A 15773-nucleotide genomic window follows, 5' to 3' on the forward strand; every position below is an offset into this window, starting at 1 on the left:
CATGACGTTCGAACTGTCTGAGCGGGTGCAGTCGGTCCCACCGTCGGGCATCCGCCGCTTCTTCGAAATTGCCGAAGAGCGCGACGATGTCATCTCGCTGGGCGTCGGCGAGCCCGACTTCGCGACGCCGTGGGCGGCTCGCGACGCCGCGATCACGTCCTTAGAGCAGGGCAAGACCTCCTACACGGCAAACCGGGGCAAGCGCGAGCTCCGCGAGGCGATCGCCGACTACGTCGCCAAGCGGTTCGATCTTGGCTACGATCCCGACGAGGAGATCATCGCGACCGCCGGCGCGAGCGAGGCGGTCGATCTGGCCTTCCGAGCCTTCGTCGACCCCGGCGACACGGTCGCGATCGCCCAGCCGGCGTACATCTCCTACGAGCCCGGCGTCATCTTCGCCGGCGGTGAGGTGCTGCCGGTGCCGACGAGAGAGGAAGACGACTTCCGACTCACCGTGGAGGGCCTCGAGGACGCTGGCGCGGCCGACGCGGACGTGCTGGTCATGTGTTACCCGAACAATCCGACGGGGGCGATCATGCCCGAGGAAGACCTCGAGCCGATCGCCGAGTTCGCCCGTGAGCACGATCTGACGGTCTTCTCGGACGAGATCTACGCCGAGTTGACCTACGACGGCGAGCACGCCTCGATCGCGAGCCTTCCGGGGATGCGCGAGCGCACCATCGTCTTCAACGGCTTCTCAAAGGCCCACGCGATGACCGGCCTCCGGCTCGGCTACGCGTTGGGGCCGGCCGAAGCCATCGGTGCGATGAACAAGATTCACCAGTACACGATGCTCTCGGCCCCGACCACGGCCCAACATGCCGCGCTCGAGGCCTTGAACTCCTGTGCGAACGACGTCCGCGAGATGGTCGACCAGTACGACCGGCGGCGGCGGTTCGTCCTCTCGCGATTCCGCGAAATCGGGATGGACGTCTTCGAGGCCAAGGGCGCGTTCTACTGTTTCCCGGAGGTGCCCGACGGCTTCACGGCCGAGGAGTTCGCCGAGGAAGTCCTGCGCGAACAGGGCGTCGCGGTCGTTCCCGGCGATATCTTCGGCGACGTCGGCGAAGGCCACCTGCGAGTCTCGTACGCGACCGGGCTCGAGGATCTCAAGAAAGCGCTCAACAGGATCGAGGCGTTCGTCGACGAGCACGCCTGAGACGGGCAACTGGCCGTCAGCTCTGGCGTTCCCCTAGGGGATGCCAGTAGCAAGATACAGCAGACTGTCTGAGCCGTTCGCACCGCTCCGTTTCGCGTTACTGCTCTCGATTCAGGGCTCGAATGCCCCGTCTTCGAGCCAAGAGCCGGCCCAGCACTCGATCTCGTCGAAGACCGGCTCTAAGGACTCGCCCTTGTCAGTGAGGCTGTAGAAGGTGGCGACGGGGGCGTCTTCCTCGATGCGGCGCTCGACGAAGCCCATATCGCCGAGGTCGTCGAGGACCCGCGAGAGAGTGCGCGCGTTCGCGCCGGTCGAGCGTTTGAGTTCGTTAAAGCGCTGTTCGCCGTCTAGCAGTTCGTGGAGCACGGCGAGTCGCCACTGCGATCCAATTTGCTCGAGCGAGGCGATGACGGGGCAGGCATCTCGATTTTGCTCGCGTGGTTTCGTCTGTGGCGATGACATCAGTGATAGCTGGTGACGGCTACGTCGCGAACCGCTTTAGTAGTTCGCATTCGAACCGGGTAACATCGTGTTAGTAGTAACCGGGAAGACGGCTGTGACGGAAACGGCCGCGACGCGGCCGACGGAGGCGCTTCGATGACCGGCGGCGGACCGGCCGGTGGTACCGAGACCGGTGCGCTCGAGATCGACGTCGACGACCGCGACGATTCGCTCTATCGGCTCCTCTCGAGTGCGGTCGTTCCGCGGCCGATCGCGTGGGTGAGCACGCGATGCGAGGACGGCGTCGACAACCTCGCGCCGTACAGCTTCTTCACCGTCGCGTCGGTCGCGCCGCCGGTGTTGCTGTTCGCACCCGTCGACGGTACGGACGGGCTCAAGGACACGCCGCGCAACGCCCGCGATACCGGCGAATTCGTCGTCAACCTCGTCACCGAGGACCTCGCCGAAGCGATGAACGAGACCAGCGCCACGCTCCCCGCCGGGGAAAGCGAGTTCGACCGCGCCGGCCTCGAGCGCGCCGACTCGGTCGCGGTCGATCCGCCTCGCGTCGCGGGTTCGAAGGTGGCCTTCGAGTGTTCCCTCCACGATCTGATCGACGTAGGCGGTTCGACGCTCGTCCTCGGCGAGGTCCGCCACGTCCACGTAGACGAGTCGGTGACCACCGACGGGAAGATCGACGTCGACGAGATCGAGGCAGTCGGCCGCCTCGCGGGGAGTCAGTACGTGCGGACCGACGATCGATTCTCGCTCGAGCGGCCACCGTAGAGCGGAATCAAGCTGACCGAGATCAGCGGCGGAAACTCGGCCTATCGGCCTTATCCCAAGCTAACGTCGAGGTAGAGCATCACGACCGTGCCGGCCAGCACGCCGAGGGTAGCAATCCGTTCGTAGCCCCGGATGTGGGTCTCGGGGATGATCTCGTCGGAGATGACGAACAGCATCGCCCCTGCGGCAAAGCCCATCGCGTAGGGCAGTAACGGCTCGACGGCGCTCACTGCGAGCGCGCCGAGTACCGCGAGCGGGATTTCGACGAGGCCCGCTCGCACGCCGGCCACGGCCGCGTAAAAGCGCCGGTCCAGTCCCGCGTTGATCGCGGCCACCGAGACGGCGAGCCCTTCGGGGACGTTCTGGATCCCGATCGCGAGCATGAGCGCGATCGCATTCTCGACGTTGCCGGAGCCGAAGCCGACGCCCACGGCCAGCCCCTCGGGCATGTTGTGCAGCGTAATCGCAAGAATGAATAGGACGACCGGGGTCAGCCGCTCGTTCTCGAGGGGAAGGGATGTGCTCGGATCGGCCTCGTCCGGTCGCCTGGTTCCGGTCAGCAGGTAGTGGGCGTGCGGGACGAGACCGTCTGCGCGGTCGAGAAAGAGCGCGCCGAGAACGACGCCGACGAGCGTAGGAACGGGATCGCCGCCGGAGTACTGCTCGATCCCCGGGAGAATGAGGCTCGTGAAGGCGGCGGCGAGCATCACGCCGGCCGCGAATCCGAGCGCGCCGTCGAGCGCGCGCTCCGAGGGATCGCGCCAGACGAGCACCAGCGACGCGCCGAGCAGGTTCAGCGTCGCGATGACGATTCCGCCGACGAGCCCCTGAACGACCGCGTTCTCGCCGGTGAGCCGGACGAATGACTCGACTACGGTGACCATGTTCCTCGCTCGTCAATCGGGCGGGACACGCCGTCGGGTCGCGGTTCCTCGCGAGCTGTTTCAGCGTGAGGGCCCGACGGAGGTCGACGACAGCCACCGATTCGGGGCGATGACCATCCGTCCGTCGCTCGTCGCTGGTATTCACCGCCGTCTTTCGGCACGTCCGTCTGTGAGACTCGATGTGTGCGATGCATGTCCTTACCGACCGATCGCCTCGTCGTCCTCGAGCAGCGTTTCTACGTTCTCGAGCGAGCGCAGACTGATCGGCGCGTAGCCTGCCTGAGCCGGCGGCAGTTCGAACGCGATCCGACAGCGGTTCTCGCCGAGGTCGTCGACGCGGTGACCGGCGGCCGGAACGCCCACCACTCGCCAGGTCCACCGGCGATCGGCACAGGAGGTGATCCGAAACGGGAGCCAGACGCCGGGGAGTCGCACTCGGCCGGTCGTTCCACGCCGGAGCCGGCGGTCCGTCGACTCGACGCCACAAACGATCGGCGACCACTCGGGCCACCGCGTCGTGTCGACGATGGCGTCCCAGGCGTCGGCCGCCGAAGCGGCGACGACGGTCGAGACTTCGAGCCGACGGCCGGCCACCGTTTCCGCGATTCGGACTCGAGTCATACCCGTTACTACGCCGGCCGCGGCTTTGGGGGTTTGGACGGGATGTCGAACGGTCGGCGAGTCACGACGGTCGTCGGCCGCTAGACTTTACTGGGGAGACTCCCTCGGTCGCGCTATCCAATGGCTATACTCGAAGTGAACGACCTCCGGAAGGAGTACGGCGGCTTCGTCGCCGTCGAGGGCAGCTCCTTCGACGTCGAGCGCGGCGAGGTCTTCGGCGTCGTCGGCCCGAACGGCGCGGGCAAGACGACGACGCTGAAGACCCTGGCGGGGCTGATCGAGCCTACTGCCGGCACCGCCGTCGTCGCCGGCCACACGCCCGGCGAGCCCGCGATGCAGCGCCGCCTCGGGTTCCTCCCCGAGGAATCCCCGCTGTACGAGGAGATGACCGCGGTCAGCTATCTCGAGTTCTTTGCGGACCTCTATGACGTTCCCAAGGACGTGGCTCGCGAGCGAATTCACGACTCGCTGGACCGGCTCGATCTCGAGCACCGCGACCGCCGGATCGGCAACATGTCGAAGGGAATGCAACGGAAGGTCGCGATCGCCAGAGCCCTGGTGAACGACCCCGACGTGTTGATCTTCGACGAGCCGGCGTCGGGGCTCGATCCGCTGACGACCAATTACATCATCGAGTTCACGCGCGAGCTAAGCGACGAGGGGAAGACGATCGTCTTTAGCGCGCACAACCTCTTTCACGTCGAGAGCATCTGCGACCGGCTCATCATCATGAACGACGGCCGGATCGTCGCCCGCGGCACCTTAGAGGAGATCCGCGACGCCCACGGCGGGACCGAGTACCACGTCTACGCCACCGAAGACGGAAGCGGGGGAGACGCGGCGGGACCGATCGACGTGACTCACGAGGACGGGCAAGTCCGTCACGTCGTCGATGACATGAACGCCGTCGAGTCGATCCGCGAGACCGTCGAGGCGGCGGGCGGCCGCGTCACGGACATCCAGACGAAGACGCCGAGCTTAGAGGAGATCTTCCTCGAGGTAGCAAGCGAGCCGGCGGCGGAGGCCGACGCGTGAGCGAGGGTCGCCTCCATGACGTCCGCGTGCGTCTCGAGCAAGTCCCAGATCGGCTCCGCGCCGCCGCCGCGCGGACGGCCCGCATCGCTCGCTGGGAGGTCTCCCGCAGTGCCGGTACCGTCGACCGGAAGACGGCACTGGCGCTGGTCGTGATGGCCCTCGCGGTTGGGACCGCCGGGTTCACGGTCGCCGACTCGGGGCTCGGCCTCGAGCGGGAGATCTACGTCGTCGGTGTCGACGAGGACAGCCGCTATCACGCCGCCGCCGTCCACAGCGAACAGTTCCGGCCAATCCCGCTCGAGGACGTCGAGACCGGCGGCGGAGACGGTGCGAACGCCGACGTGATCGTGATGCGAGACGGCCGGATCGGCTACGTCGGCGAGAACGGCGAGGCCGCCGCCGACGCCTTTCGAGACGCCGTCGAGTCGTACAACGCGAAGCTAATGGCCAATGAGTCCGACGAAGCGGCCGCCTATCCGGTCCTCGTCTCGATCGACTATCAGGACCGCAATCTCGGCGATTCGACGACCACCGGTGGCGGAAACGCGACCGGGAGTGGCGCGGACGGTACCGGTGACGGAACGACCGAAGCCGACGGCGGCGACGGGCAGACGACCGAGACCGCCGGCAGCAGCGGGAGCGAGTCCGGAAGCGACGGCGGCGGCCGTCTGCAGGTCCCCGGCCTCGGCGGTGGCTCGACGGCGTCGACGGCCCCGGGGACTCCCGGCTCGATCGCGCCGCCGTTTCCCTTCCAGTCGCTCGTCCTCGCCTTCCTGTTCATCGTGCCGATGAACTTCGTCATTCAGGCCTACGGGAGCACGATCATGGACGAGCGAGTCAAGCGGCGGGGCGAACTCCTGTTGGTCTCGCCGGCGTCGAGCCTCGAGATCGTGGCGGGCAAGACGCTGCCCTATCTATGCGGGCTCGCCGCCATCGTCGTCGCCATCGCGTTCGCGATCGACGGCGGGACCCTCGCCGTCGCGGCAGCGCTGCCGATCGCCTTGCTCTTTCTCGGCTCAACGTTCGTCGGCGCGATGCTCGCCCGCTCGTTCAAGGAACTGACGTTCGTGACGGTCACGATCAGCGTCTTCCTGACGACGTACACGTTCATTCCGGCGATCTTCACGGACATCCACGCCGTTGCGCTGATCTCGCCGCTGACGCTGGTCGTGATGGACCTGCAAGACCAGTCGGTCACCGCCGGCGAGTACCTGTTCTCGACCGCGCCGTTCTATCTGAGCGCGGCCGTGTTCTTCCTGCTCGGAATCGGCGTCTACCGCGAGGAGGACATGTTCGCCCAGAAGCCGATCCCGACGAAGGTGATTGACGCGATCGCGAGTCGCATCCGCGGCCGGCGGAGCGTCCCGCTGCTGTCGATCCTCTTTATCCCCTTCGTCTTCGCGAGTCAGTTGCTCGCCGTCGCGCTCCTCTTTGCCGTCCCACAGGCGATCGCAGTGCCTGTCATCGTCGTCATCGCCGCTGCGGTCGAGGAGATCGCAAAGAGCATCCACGTCTACGCCGGCGTCGCGCGCTCGAGGTTCGACACGACGCTGCGGACCGCCGCGGTGCTCGGCGCGCTCTCCGGAGTCGGCTTCTTCGTCGGCGAGAAGCTCACCCACGTCGTCCAGTTCGTCGGCCTGCCCGACCTGTCGGTCGGTGCCGCCGCGTTCGGTCCCTCCGTCTCGAGCGGCCCGCTCGTCCTCCTCGTGGTCTTCCTCGCACCGCTTGCCTTACACGTCACGACGGCCGTCGTCTCGGCGTTCGGGGTGAGCCGCGGCCGGACGGGGTACGCCGTCGGTTTCCTCGCGGCCACGCTGATTCACGCGGCTTACAACCTCGGGGTGATCGCGCTTGTCGCGTGAGCGCGACCGCGGTAGCGAGTCGGGCTCGAGCCGGGGAGCGCGCCTGGCCGTCGCCCGCCGGGAACTGCGCTCGCTGCGCTCGGAGAAGACGATCATCCTCGCGCTGGCGATCCAGCTGTTCATCGCGGCGTTCTCGTCGTTTCTGGTCGTCGGTCTCGTCTCGCTGTACGATCCGAGTGCCGTCGGCGACTATCAGACCGAGGTCGCCGTCACCGGTGACGATCCCGGCACCCTGCTCGCGGTCGCGGAGGACCGCGACAGCGTCACGGCCGAATACTACGGGAACCGCGGAGACGCCTATCGGGCCTTCGATTCCGGCCGGGTAACGGCTGTCCTCGATGCGAACAGGAACGACGACGGGCGGCTCAGCGTCAGGGTCACCGCGCCCGAGGAGGGGATTCGGACCACCCTGCTCGTCGTCCAGCTTCGAGACACGCTGGAACAGGTCGAGCGCGTCGAACGCCAGCGAAACGCCGACGCCGGTCGACTCGATCGAGCGCCGCTGCCGGTGCCCGACAAGGTCGGTGCGAGCCCGTACGTCGGCTTTACCTACACCGTGTTGCTGCCGCTGTTGCTGTTCCTCCCGGTGTTCATCAGCGGTTCGATCGCCGTCGACTCGCTGATCGAGGAGCGCCAGCGGGGCACCCTCGAGTTGCTCCGGGCCGCGCCGCTCTCGCTGGCGGACGTGATCGACGCGAAGCTGCTGGCGACGGCCAGTCTGGCACCGATACAGGCGATCGCCTGGCTCCTCCTGCTGACGGCGAACGGAACCTCGATCGCCGGCCCCGCGGCGCTGATCGTGCTGGTGGCCGCGCTGTCGCTGCTCGTCGTCGCCGGCGGCGTCGCGGTCGCGCTGTGGGCCCCCGACAGACGGCAGGCTCAACTCCTCTACTCCGTGGCCACCGTCGGCGCACTGGTCGTCGCGACCGTCTTACCCGAACATCCCGCGAACACCGTCGCGAAGTTCGCGATCGGGAACCCGACGGGGACGACGTGGGGGCTGCTCGCGGCCTACTGCCTCCTCGGGATCGCCGCGTTCCTCGCGCTCCGACGGGGCGTCGGCCGGCTCGATCCCGACTCGCTGTAGCTCGAGCCGGGCCGTCGCTCGCTGCCTCGAGGGAATCCGATCGTCGCCTCCGTCGCAACGGAGAACCGTGCCGGCGGCTAATGGCAGTTACTAAGCGCGTTCCCTCGTTACGGGTTCGTATCCGATGAGCGAGCGCAATCCACCAGATCAGCGACGGACAGATCACGCGCCGGCCGAGCGACAGCGGCCGGATCGAGACCCGCCCGAACAGGAACAGGTTCGAGAGGCGGTCGAGCGGTCCAGAAGCGGTGCGCCGGCGGTCGGCGCGGTCGTCCGTGACCGGTTCTCGTCCGACGAGATTTTCCAGCGCATCGTCGCCGCGGCCGACGAGGAGGTCACATCCGGGAACCGCGAACTGTTCTTCAGCGGCCTCGCGGCCGGCTTCGCGATCACCATCACCTTCCTGTTGTACGCCACACTGACGGCCTCGACGGACGGCCATCCGATCCTGAGCAAACTGCTGTACCCACTCGGGTTCATCTACATCATCATCGGCGGCTACCAGCTCTACACCGAGAACACGCTGCCGCCGGTCGCGTTGACCCTCGAGCGACTGGCCAGCATCCCCGCGTTGCTTCGCCACTGGACGATCGTGCTGGCGGGGAACTTCACCGGCGGCGCGCTCGGCGCGGTCGCGCTCTCCTACGGCGGCGTGTTCGACGAGTCCGCCAGTGAAGCCGCGACGGACCTCGCCCGGCACGGTGTCGAGACGCCCTGGTGGACGCTGTTCTCGAAGGCGGCTTTCGCCGGCCTGATCGTCGCCGGCGTCGTCTGGATCGTCTACGCCTCCCGCGACACCATCTCGCGGCTCGTCGTCGTCTACATGGCCTTCCTCGCGATTCCGCTCGGTGATCTGTTTCACGTCGTTGTCTCCTTCACCGAGATGGTCTATCTGATTCTGGGTGGCGAACTCGCCCTCGTCACTGGGCTCTACGGCTTCGTCCTGCCAGTCTTGCTTGGCAACACCATCGGCGGCATTGTCCTCGTCACCGTCGTTAACTACTTCCAGACCAGCGAACGCCGCCTCGAGTCGGCCCGCTTCGAGGGTGCGAATCGGCAGCTCTCGATCGGAGAGTGGATCTTCGGCGGCTACGCGGGCCGGTCGTACGTGCCGCTGATCAACACGGCCGAAATCCACGGGGCCGACGAGAACACCTACCGAATCCTCGTTCCGATCGCGAACCCGCGGACCGAGTCGGCGATCGTCGACTTCGCCTGCACGCTCGCGAGCGGCCGCGAGAACGCGGTCGTTCACGCCGTCCACATCGTCCAGATGCCCGGTCAGACCTCGATGCGCTACGGGGCCGGACAGACCGAACGGATCGTCGCCGAGTCAGAAGAGCGCATGGCGGCCGTTCGAGAGCGGGCCGACGCCTACGACGTCGATTGCGAGACGTCGACGGTCGTCTCGCATCGCTCGTTCGAGGATGTCTTCGCCACCGCCGAACGCGAACGGTCCGATCTTGTCTTGCTCGGTTGGGGGAACGACCGACCGTGGAGTTCCGGTCGCGCAGAGCGCCGGATCAGCGAACTGACGAGCAATCTCCCCTGTGACTTCCTCATTCTCAAGGATCACGGGCTGGATACCTCGCGCGTCCTCCTCCCGACCGCCGGCGGGCCGGACTCGGACCTGAGCGCCGAGGTCGCGCGGACGCTGCAGGCGAAAACAGCGGCCGACGTGGCGCTTTTGCACGTCGTCGCCGGGCCGGACGACCGCGAGACCGGCGAGCAATTCCTCGCGGAGTGGGCCGCCGAGCGCGGTCTCGAGGACGCCGAACTCGTCGTCGACGACTCCGGCGATGTCGAGGACGCCATCTGTCGCGCGGCCGCGGATCGCTCGCTCGTCATGCTCGGCGCGACCGAGGAGGGGGTTATCTCGCGACTGATGAGCGATTCGCTGCACATGGACGTCGTCAACGAAGTCGAGAGTTCGGTTCTACTCGCCGAGCGACCGAGCAAGCGGACCGTCGTCGAACGGCTGTTCGGTCACTGGTAAGTCCGCCACGGCGCGACGGAGACGCCACGACGGATCTCGCCGATTGCCGCACTACGTACCGTTTTCCGATCGGTTTCCGTACGGCCGATATGGAGTACACGACGCTCGGCTCGACCGGAATGCAGGTGAGTCGCATCTGTCTGGGCTGTATGAGTTTCGGCTCGAGCGACTGGCGCGAGTGGGTCTTAGACGACGAAGAGAGCAAGGCGATCATCGACCGCGCACTCGATCTCGGGATCAACTTCTTCGATACCGCGAACATGTACTCGAGGGGCGAGTCTGAGCGCGTGCTGGGCGAGGCCCTCGAGGGTCACCGCGAGGAGTCGGTCGTCGCGACGAAGGGCTTCTTCCAGATGCGCGAGGACGATCCGAACTCCGGCGGGCTCTCCCGGAAGGCGATCGAGCAGGAACTGGCGGCCAGCCGGGAGCGCCTGGGGATGGACACGATCGACCTCTATCAGATCCACCGCCTGGATCCCGACACGCCGATCGAGACGACACTGCGAGCGCTCGACGACGCCGTCCGTCGGGGTCACGCGCGGTACGTCGGGGCCTCCTCGATGTGGGCCCACGAGTTCGCGGACGCGCTCCACACGAGCGAGTCGCTGGGGCTCGAGCGATTCCAGACGATGCAGAACCACTACAATCTCACCTATCGCGAGGAGGAACGCGAGATGCTGCCGCTGTGTGACAAGGAAGACATCGGCGTCGTTCCGTGGTCACCCATGGCTCGCGGCTACCTGACCCGCCCCCACGAGGAGATCGACGCGACGACCCGCGGCGAGACCGAGGAGCACATGTACGAACACCCCTACCGCGAGGGCGGCGGCCGGGAGATCAATGAGCGTGTCGCGGAGGTAGCCGACGACAAGGGTGCTTCGATGGCCCAGATCGCCCTCGCGTGGCTGCTCCATAAAGAGTGGGTCGACGCCCCGATCGTCGGAACCACCAGCGTCGACCATCTCGAGGACGCCGTCGAAGCCCTCGAGATCGACCTCTCCGAGTCCGAGATGGAGTACCTCGAGGAGCCCTACGAACCGGTGCCCGTGTCCGGTCACCAGTAGTCGTTCGCTGATCGTACCGGTTCGCCATCCGACCTGTCGGTCCGGCTGTGGGTTGCCACCGCCCGCTTGCGTCACTCGCTCGAGCAGGACGCTTCGGTCGTGTCGATGCCGAGCAGGAAGTTTCCGCCACAGAATCGGGTCGCCGCGTTGATCAGCAGGCCCGACCCGGCGATCGCCGTTGCGACGGCGGTAGTCCGCCGACCGGCGAGCACCGCCGCACCGGCGACGACGAGCAACCACGTTCCCAGAACGGTCCTGACGATTCGATCGAGTCCGCCGACGTTGCGCTGCATACGCGATCGAACGGGTTCCGTGGAGGTATCGCTTCGGCCGAATCGGTCGGGTGGGTTTATCTTTCGACGCCCGCGGCCGACATCGAGTCGGGGTAATCGTTTTGACCGGCGTCTTCGAACGCGGGGCCATGAAACGCGTCCGCATCACGCTCGATCCGCGGGATGCCTACGCGCCGCCGATCTACGAGCGGCTCGCGGGCGGGGCCGACTATCTCGAGCGAGCGCTGATCGTCAACTGGAACGTCTCGAGCCCGCCGACGGGATTCCTGTTCCGCCTCGAGGGCGAGTACCGGCGCTTCGAGGACGAACTCGCCGAGAGTCCGATGGTGTCGGATTACGAGGTGCTCTCGGTCACGGACCGGGCGTGCTACTGCTTTCTCGAGGGGGCGGTCTCGACGGCCGCGCGCTCGCTGTTCGAGAACTTCACCCGCGGGAGCCTCATGACGGTGCCGCCGATCGAGTGCAACGACGACGGGACGAACACGTTCAGCATCGTCGGGGCGGAGGCCGACATTCAGGCCGCGGTCGACGGCGTCCCCGATGGCGTCGGCGTGACCGTCGAACGGGTTGGCGGGAAGCGCGTCGCTGCCGACAGCGTCGTCGGTAGCCTCTCCGAGCGCCAGCGGGAGGCGGTCACGACCGCGCTCGAACTCGGCTACTACGACGTGCCCCGGACGGCGATGACGGAAGACGTGGCCGGCGAACTCGGTTGCGCGACGGCGACCGCCGCGGAGCACCTCCGGAAAGCCGAGTCGACCGTGATGGCGTCCCTGTTCGAGACGTGAGCTGGCCGGCGCCTCGAGCAACGAGAGACAGTAGCGGGAGCGTTTCGGGGTCGGACGAAAAGAGGCGGATGGTCGCCGAGCGTACCGACCGAAGTGTCTCGAGTGAGGAGTCGAAACCGGCTATCGCGGCCGCGATCGAGCCGAACAGATCAGGAGAGCCGCGCGGCGATGTCCGCCTCGGTGATGATGCCGACGGTCTCGCCGGCCTCGGTGATCATCACGGCCTTGTAGTGCTCGAGCAGGTTGCCGATCTCGTCTACGGTGGCGTCTTTCGAAACGGTCGGGAAGCTCTCGCCCATGTGCTCCTCGACGGGTTCGTCGCGATCCTCGGAGTCGAGGTGGACCAGATCGGTTTGGCTGATCGACCCGACGGGAATGCCGTTCTGGATGACCGCGAGCTGTGAGTAGGCCTCCTCTTCCATCTCGCGAGCGGCCTCGCTGACTGGGTCGTCGGGCGCGACGCTGACGACGGCCTCGTTCATCAGGTCCGCGGCGCGGATCACGTCGCTTTCGGCCTTCTCTAAGGCGTTGACGATCCGCCGGAGCGTCGAGAGGCGCGGATCGACGTCGCCGCCCTCGATGCGGGCGATCAGTGGTTGCGAGACGTCGGCTTTGTCCGCGAGTTCGCTCTGGGTGAGCCCGAGCTCGGTACGGCGCTGTCGGAGGTCGGCGGGCGTCGGGAGTTCCATATCGGTAAATAACCGAGGGTTATAGAAAGAGCTTTGGATCGGTCGGGCTCCCGACGCGAGTCAGTCTTCGTCCGGGATTTCGGCGACCTCGACGACGGACAACGGGACGTCCCGCAGTGCGCCGCCGACCTCGCTTTTCGCGATTCTGGAGGCGTGTTCCTCGCCGTCGGCGTTGAAGACCTCCATCTCGAGGCCGAGGCCGACGAGTGCGGTGTCGGCGGCGACAAAGGCGGAGTCGAACGGCTCGCCGCAGGCCGGACAGCCCGTCGCGCCGACCTCGACTTCGACGTAGTCCATGTCTTCGCTGTTGAGTCGCTTCCCGGCTTCGCTGACGGCGACGCCGATCGCGTCGTCAATCTCCTCGACGTCACGAACGAGCCATGCAGCCTCCATCGCGACGAGGTAATTGCTCATACGTGGTGGTCGGTCCGGGGGGTTTCCTGCTTTGCGGTTCGTCGCCGGCTCGGCCGCGCTAGTGGGACGTGCTCGCACGGCGGTCGCGACGGCCTCGCAGGCGCGCGTCGCCGGTCCGGGAGGTGCGCACGTGAATCGAATAATGCCCGTAACTTACGAGAAATCCCCCGGTCGATTGCCGCCCGCATAGCTGTCTATCGGCTCGAGTCCGCCGTTGGTTGCGTTCGTTGAAAGCGAGATTGAATCGCAAGCAGGCGGCGACCCAATCCTTTAATATCGATAGTTATGAATTCCGCATTTCAAGAATGCTTATATAGCCCCTCCGTCTGAGCCACGCTTGAACGCCGATGATATCCCGCGTGTACCGCGCGACGCTGTTCGCACTGTACCAACTCTGCATCGTGACCGGTATTGTCGCGATGCCGCTTGCGATCGCCGCCCGCCAGGCCGGGCTGACGCTCCCGATCCACCGCGTCCTCGCCAACGTCGAGGAGGCATACGAGGCGACCCAGCCCTGATCGGCTAGCCACGTTCCGCGTTTTCCGTTCGTTGTACGCCGAGCGACCGCGTTTCGGACGCACCGATCGGCGCTCGAGCCGACTCGGTCTTGCAAGCGCTGGAAGCGGAAACGACGGAGGTGACCGCCGGTGTTTTATACCGTCCCGGCCGTATCCCTCCGGTAATGCGCACGCCCACACACGACTCCGACTTCTCCCGGACGGTCGACCAGTTGGCCGACGATCCGAACCCCTACGAGCCGGAGATCGGCTCCCTGCCGGAGAACGATCTGACGCGGGCCGACCTCGAGAACGTCAACAAGACCGGGACGACCACGATCGGCATCTCCACCGCCGACGGCGTCGTCATCGCGACGGACATGCGCGCCAGCCTCGGCGGGCGGTTCGTCTCGAACAAGAACGTCCAGAAGGTCGAGCAGATCCACCCGACCGCCGCGCTCACGCTCGTCGGCAGCGTCGGCGGCGCGCAGTCGTTCATCTCGAGTCTCCGCGCCGAGGTCAACCTCTACGAGGCCCGCCGCGGCGAGAACATGAGTATCGACGCGCTGGCCACGCTCGCCGGCAACTTCGCCCGCGGCGGCCCGTTCTTCGCCATCCACCCGATTCTTGGCGGCGTCGACGAAGAGGGTAGTCACGTCTACAGCATCGACCCCGCCGGCGGCGTCATGGAAGACGACTACACCGTCACCGGCTCCGGGATGCAACTGGCCTACGGCCACTTAGAGCAGGCCTACGAACCGGACATGTCCAACGAGGAGGCAAAGACGGTCGCTGCCCGCGGCATCAAATCGGCCGTCGAGCGCGACACCGGCTCCGGCAACGGCGTCTTCCTCTGTGAGATCACCGACGAGGGCGTCGACATCCACGGTCACCACGACTTCGACGACGTGCTGTAAGGAGGACGGTCACCGCGTCTCTAATACACGATCGGCCTCGCAGGCGCAGTTCTCCGCCCAACGCCGTTGGCTCGAGACGTAGAAAAACCGATTCGAAATCGACTGAGCGCCGATCGAGTTACGCACAGCAGTTCGTATGTAGCAATCCGGGACTGTCGACGAACTCGAGGGAAACGTCGTCGGGCTCGCCTTCGTATTGCAAGACGAGACGGAACGACCCGCGAGCGACGACAGTCATACAGATACCGCTCGTTCTGTTTGTCGTCATTTGAACGAGATCGCCGGACGACGTCGATTCGATCCCGACGATCTCAAGGGCATTACACGGCGTCGAAAGGGTGACGGTCCCGACGATTTCGACGGTTCCGTCGACGTGAGCCTCGATTTTGTTCATCGTCTCGTCGGGCTGTCTCGCTGGAAGCCGCTCGAATCGAACGACGCGCGGGTCACCGTCGTCCGCAGCGATATTCGGATGTGTTACGAGTGTCGACTTCCCGTCAGCGGCCGTGCCGCTCGACCCGTCGTCGTTTGCCGTCGCTGTTCCTCCCATCGTCGCTCCGAGAAGTGCTGACGCGCCGGCTCGTTTCAAAATCGTACGGCGGTGCATTCTATACGGCACCTCAATGCCTTCATACATATGCATTTCTACGATAGTAAATAACTGAAAGGAGGGCGGGTTCTTGACCGAACCGGAGCAAGACGAGACGCACGGCCGTTCGGTCCGGAGAACCCGTGTCGCCGTCGTCCGAACGTCGACCGAGTGGGACTGCGTCAGCAGACAGCGGTCACGCGCCGTCCGGAACGCTGACGAACACGTCGCGGGCCTCGGTCTCGTACTCGAGACGGACGGTGTATGCAAGTTCGGCGAGGACCGTCGTACAGATTCCGGAGCCGGCCTCGAGCGAGAGGTCGACCACGTCGCCGTACGTACTCTGGTAGATGTTGTCGACGACGGCCTCGTGACATGGCGTCGGCGCGACGGTGACGCCAGTGATCTCGACGATGCCGTCGCCCAGATACTCGACGGTGTATTCGTCGGGTTCACTCGCGCCGCTGGAGTCGGTGTTCGACTCGACGGACACGACCGTCGGACCGTCGCCGGTGTCGGCGGCTGCTGACGTCGTCAGAGCCGTTCCCGCGAGGAGCGATGCGCCGGTGGCCTTTAACGCGTTTCGGCGGTTCATCCATTTTGTGGGATTTCACTGACACGTAAAAATTTATCTAGGTGTATTTGACACGAAGA

At 66.0% G+C, this 15773-nt stretch carries 18 protein-coding genes; 10 read left to right on the plus strand and 8 right to left on the minus strand.

The features are described from left to right. The first annotated feature begins 1 nt into the window (after position 1). A complete protein-coding gene (locus ACJ70B_RS03590; protein WP_408959047.1) occupies positions 2–1159 on the plus strand; it encodes a pyridoxal phosphate-dependent aminotransferase in 1158 nt (385 codons plus the stop codon). 111 nt (positions 1160–1270) lie between these two features. On the opposite strand, the gene ACJ70B_RS03595 is transcribed toward ACJ70B_RS03590, so the two are convergent. Continuing rightward, the gene (locus ACJ70B_RS03595; protein ID WP_408959048.1) at positions 1271–1621 is read right to left on the minus strand and encodes a winged helix-turn-helix transcriptional regulator; all 351 of its coding nucleotides are present in this window, start codon (positions 1619–1621) and stop codon (positions 1271–1273) included. Between the two features lie 135 nt (positions 1622–1756). Between ACJ70B_RS03595 and ACJ70B_RS03600 the strand changes: the two genes are divergently transcribed. Next, a complete protein-coding gene (locus ACJ70B_RS03600) occupies positions 1757–2386 on the plus strand; it encodes a flavin reductase family protein (RefSeq protein WP_408959049.1) in 630 nt (209 codons plus the stop codon). 50 nt (positions 2387–2436) lie between these two features. On the opposite strand, the gene ACJ70B_RS03605 is transcribed toward ACJ70B_RS03600, so the two are convergent. Together ACJ70B_RS03605 and ACJ70B_RS03610 are read right to left on the minus strand one after the other, a co-directional pair. Continuing rightward, positions 2437–3270, minus strand: coding sequence for a ZIP family metal transporter (locus ACJ70B_RS03605; protein ID WP_408959050.1), 834 nt, complete (start codon positions 3268–3270; stop codon positions 2437–2439). Between the two features lie 198 nt (positions 3271–3468). Beyond that, the gene (locus ACJ70B_RS03610) at positions 3469–3891 is read right to left on the minus strand and encodes an SRPBCC family protein (protein WP_408959051.1); all 423 of its coding nucleotides are present in this window, start codon (positions 3889–3891) and stop codon (positions 3469–3471) included. A 120-nt stretch (positions 3892–4011) separates the two neighbouring features. Here ACJ70B_RS03610 and ACJ70B_RS03615 point away from each other — a divergent pair, with 120 nt between their 5' ends. The 5 genes from ACJ70B_RS03615 to ACJ70B_RS03635 all read left to right on the plus strand — a co-directional run bounded on the left by ACJ70B_RS03615 (position 4012) and on the right by ACJ70B_RS03635 (position 10935). After that, complete coding sequence (locus ACJ70B_RS03615) at positions 4012–4926, plus strand: ATP-binding cassette domain-containing protein (RefSeq protein WP_408959052.1); 915 nt, start codon at positions 4012–4014, stop codon at positions 4924–4926. Beyond that, on the plus strand, positions 4923–6788 hold the full coding sequence (locus ACJ70B_RS03620) for a PrsW family intramembrane metalloprotease (protein ID WP_408959053.1): 1866 nt from the start codon (positions 4923–4925) through the stop codon (positions 6786–6788). The genes ACJ70B_RS03615 and ACJ70B_RS03620 overlap by 4 nt, the downstream gene beginning before the upstream one ends. Next, positions 6778–7875, plus strand: coding sequence for an ABC transporter permease (locus ACJ70B_RS03625; protein ID WP_408959054.1), 1098 nt, complete (start codon positions 6778–6780; stop codon positions 7873–7875). The genes ACJ70B_RS03620 and ACJ70B_RS03625 overlap by 11 nt, the downstream gene beginning before the upstream one ends. 124 nt (positions 7876–7999) lie before the next feature. After that, positions 8000–9871 (plus strand): formate/nitrite transporter family protein, encoded by a 1872-nt coding sequence (locus tag ACJ70B_RS03630; RefSeq protein ID WP_408959055.1) that lies wholly within the window; start codon positions 8000–8002, stop codon positions 9869–9871. An 89-nt stretch (positions 9872–9960) separates the two neighbouring features. After that, complete coding sequence (locus ACJ70B_RS03635; RefSeq protein ID WP_408959056.1) at positions 9961–10935, plus strand: aldo/keto reductase; 975 nt, start codon at positions 9961–9963, stop codon at positions 10933–10935. Between the two features lie 71 nt (positions 10936–11006). Here ACJ70B_RS03635 and ACJ70B_RS03640 read toward each other — a convergent pair whose 3' ends face one another. After that, a complete protein-coding gene (locus tag ACJ70B_RS03640; protein ID WP_408959057.1) occupies positions 11007–11228 on the minus strand; it encodes a DUF2892 domain-containing protein in 222 nt (73 codons plus the stop codon). 128 nt (positions 11229–11356) lie between these two features. Here ACJ70B_RS03640 and ACJ70B_RS03645 point away from each other — a divergent pair, with 128 nt between their 5' ends. Beyond that, complete coding sequence (locus ACJ70B_RS03645; RefSeq protein WP_408959058.1) at positions 11357–12013, plus strand: helix-turn-helix domain-containing protein; 657 nt, start codon at positions 11357–11359, stop codon at positions 12011–12013. A 149-nt stretch (positions 12014–12162) separates the two neighbouring features. Here the strand turns inward: ACJ70B_RS03645 and ACJ70B_RS03650 are convergent, their stop codons facing one another. After that, complete coding sequence (locus ACJ70B_RS03650; RefSeq protein WP_408959059.1) at positions 12163–12702, minus strand: CBS domain-containing protein; 540 nt, start codon at positions 12700–12702, stop codon at positions 12163–12165. Positions 12703–12762: 60 nt separating this feature from the next. After that, complete coding sequence (locus tag ACJ70B_RS03655) at positions 12763–13116, minus strand: DUF555 domain-containing protein (protein ID WP_408959060.1); 354 nt, start codon at positions 13114–13116, stop codon at positions 12763–12765. 347 nt (positions 13117–13463) lie between these two features. Between ACJ70B_RS03655 and ACJ70B_RS03660 the strand changes: the two genes are divergently transcribed. After that, positions 13464–13634, plus strand: coding sequence for a hypothetical protein (locus tag ACJ70B_RS03660; protein WP_254763558.1), 171 nt, complete (start codon positions 13464–13466; stop codon positions 13632–13634). A 164-nt stretch (positions 13635–13798) separates the two neighbouring features. Beyond that, positions 13799–14530, plus strand: coding sequence for an archaeal proteasome endopeptidase complex subunit beta (psmB, locus tag ACJ70B_RS03665; RefSeq protein WP_408959061.1), 732 nt, complete (start codon positions 13799–13801; stop codon positions 14528–14530). Positions 14531–14648: 118 nt separating this feature from the next. Here the strand turns inward: psmB and ACJ70B_RS03670 are convergent, their stop codons facing one another. Together ACJ70B_RS03670 and ACJ70B_RS03675 are read right to left on the minus strand one after the other, a co-directional pair. Further along, complete coding sequence (locus tag ACJ70B_RS03670; RefSeq protein ID WP_408959062.1) at positions 14649–15080, minus strand: hypothetical protein; 432 nt, start codon at positions 15078–15080, stop codon at positions 14649–14651. Positions 15081–15315: 235 nt separating this feature from the next. Then, positions 15316–15714 carry a hypothetical protein gene (locus ACJ70B_RS03675; RefSeq protein ID WP_408959063.1) on the minus strand — a complete coding sequence of 133 codons (399 nt, stop codon included), beginning with the start codon at positions 15712–15714 and terminating at the stop codon, positions 15316–15318. Between the last annotated feature and the right edge of the window lie 59 nt (positions 15715–15773).

It is taken from the genome of Natrinema sp. 74, from assembly GCF_046097095.1.
GTDB lineage: Archaea > Halobacteriota > Halobacteria > Halobacteriales > Natrialbaceae > Natrinema.

Coding starts and splice junctions, on each gene's coding strand:
- ACJ70B_RS03645 (WP_408959058.1), top strand. CDS start 11,357: ATGAAACGCGTCCGCATCACGCTCGATCCGCGGGATGCCTACGCGCCG.
- ACJ70B_RS03655 (WP_408959060.1), bottom strand. CDS start 13,116: ATGAGCAATTACCTCGTCGCGATGGAGGCTGCATGGCTCGTTCGTGAC.
- ACJ70B_RS03650 (WP_408959059.1), bottom strand. CDS start 12,702: ATGGAACTCCCGACGCCCGCCGACCTCCGACAGCGCCGTACCGAGCTC.
- ACJ70B_RS03590 (WP_408959047.1), top strand. CDS start 2: ATGACGTTCGAACTGTCTGAGCGGGTGCAGTCGGTCCCACCGTCGGGC.
- ACJ70B_RS03610 (WP_408959051.1), bottom strand. CDS start 3,891: ATGACTCGAGTCCGAATCGCGGAAACGGTGGCCGGCCGTCGGCTCGAA.
- ACJ70B_RS03635 (WP_408959056.1), top strand. CDS start 9,961: ATGGAGTACACGACGCTCGGCTCGACCGGAATGCAGGTGAGTCGCATC.
- ACJ70B_RS03630 (WP_408959055.1), top strand. CDS start 8,000: ATGAGCGAGCGCAATCCACCAGATCAGCGACGGACAGATCACGCGCCG.
- ACJ70B_RS03615 (WP_408959052.1), top strand. CDS start 4,012: ATGGCTATACTCGAAGTGAACGACCTCCGGAAGGAGTACGGCGGCTTC.
- ACJ70B_RS03640 (WP_408959057.1), bottom strand. CDS start 11,228: ATGCAGCGCAACGTCGGCGGACTCGATCGAATCGTCAGGACCGTTCTG.
- ACJ70B_RS03660 (WP_254763558.1), top strand. CDS start 13,464: ATGATATCCCGCGTGTACCGCGCGACGCTGTTCGCACTGTACCAACTC.
- ACJ70B_RS03600 (WP_408959049.1), top strand. CDS start 1,757: ATGACCGGCGGCGGACCGGCCGGTGGTACCGAGACCGGTGCGCTCGAG.
- ACJ70B_RS03595 (WP_408959048.1), bottom strand. CDS start 1,621: ATGTCATCGCCACAGACGAAACCACGCGAGCAAAATCGAGATGCCTGC.
- ACJ70B_RS03675 (WP_408959063.1), bottom strand. CDS start 15,714: ATGAACCGCCGAAACGCGTTAAAGGCCACCGGCGCATCGCTCCTCGCG.
- psmB (WP_408959061.1), top strand. CDS start 13,799: ATGCGCACGCCCACACACGACTCCGACTTCTCCCGGACGGTCGACCAG.
- ACJ70B_RS03605 (WP_408959050.1), bottom strand. CDS start 3,270: ATGGTCACCGTAGTCGAGTCATTCGTCCGGCTCACCGGCGAGAACGCG.
- ACJ70B_RS03670 (WP_408959062.1), bottom strand. CDS start 15,080: ATGGGAGGAACAGCGACGGCAAACGACGACGGGTCGAGCGGCACGGCC.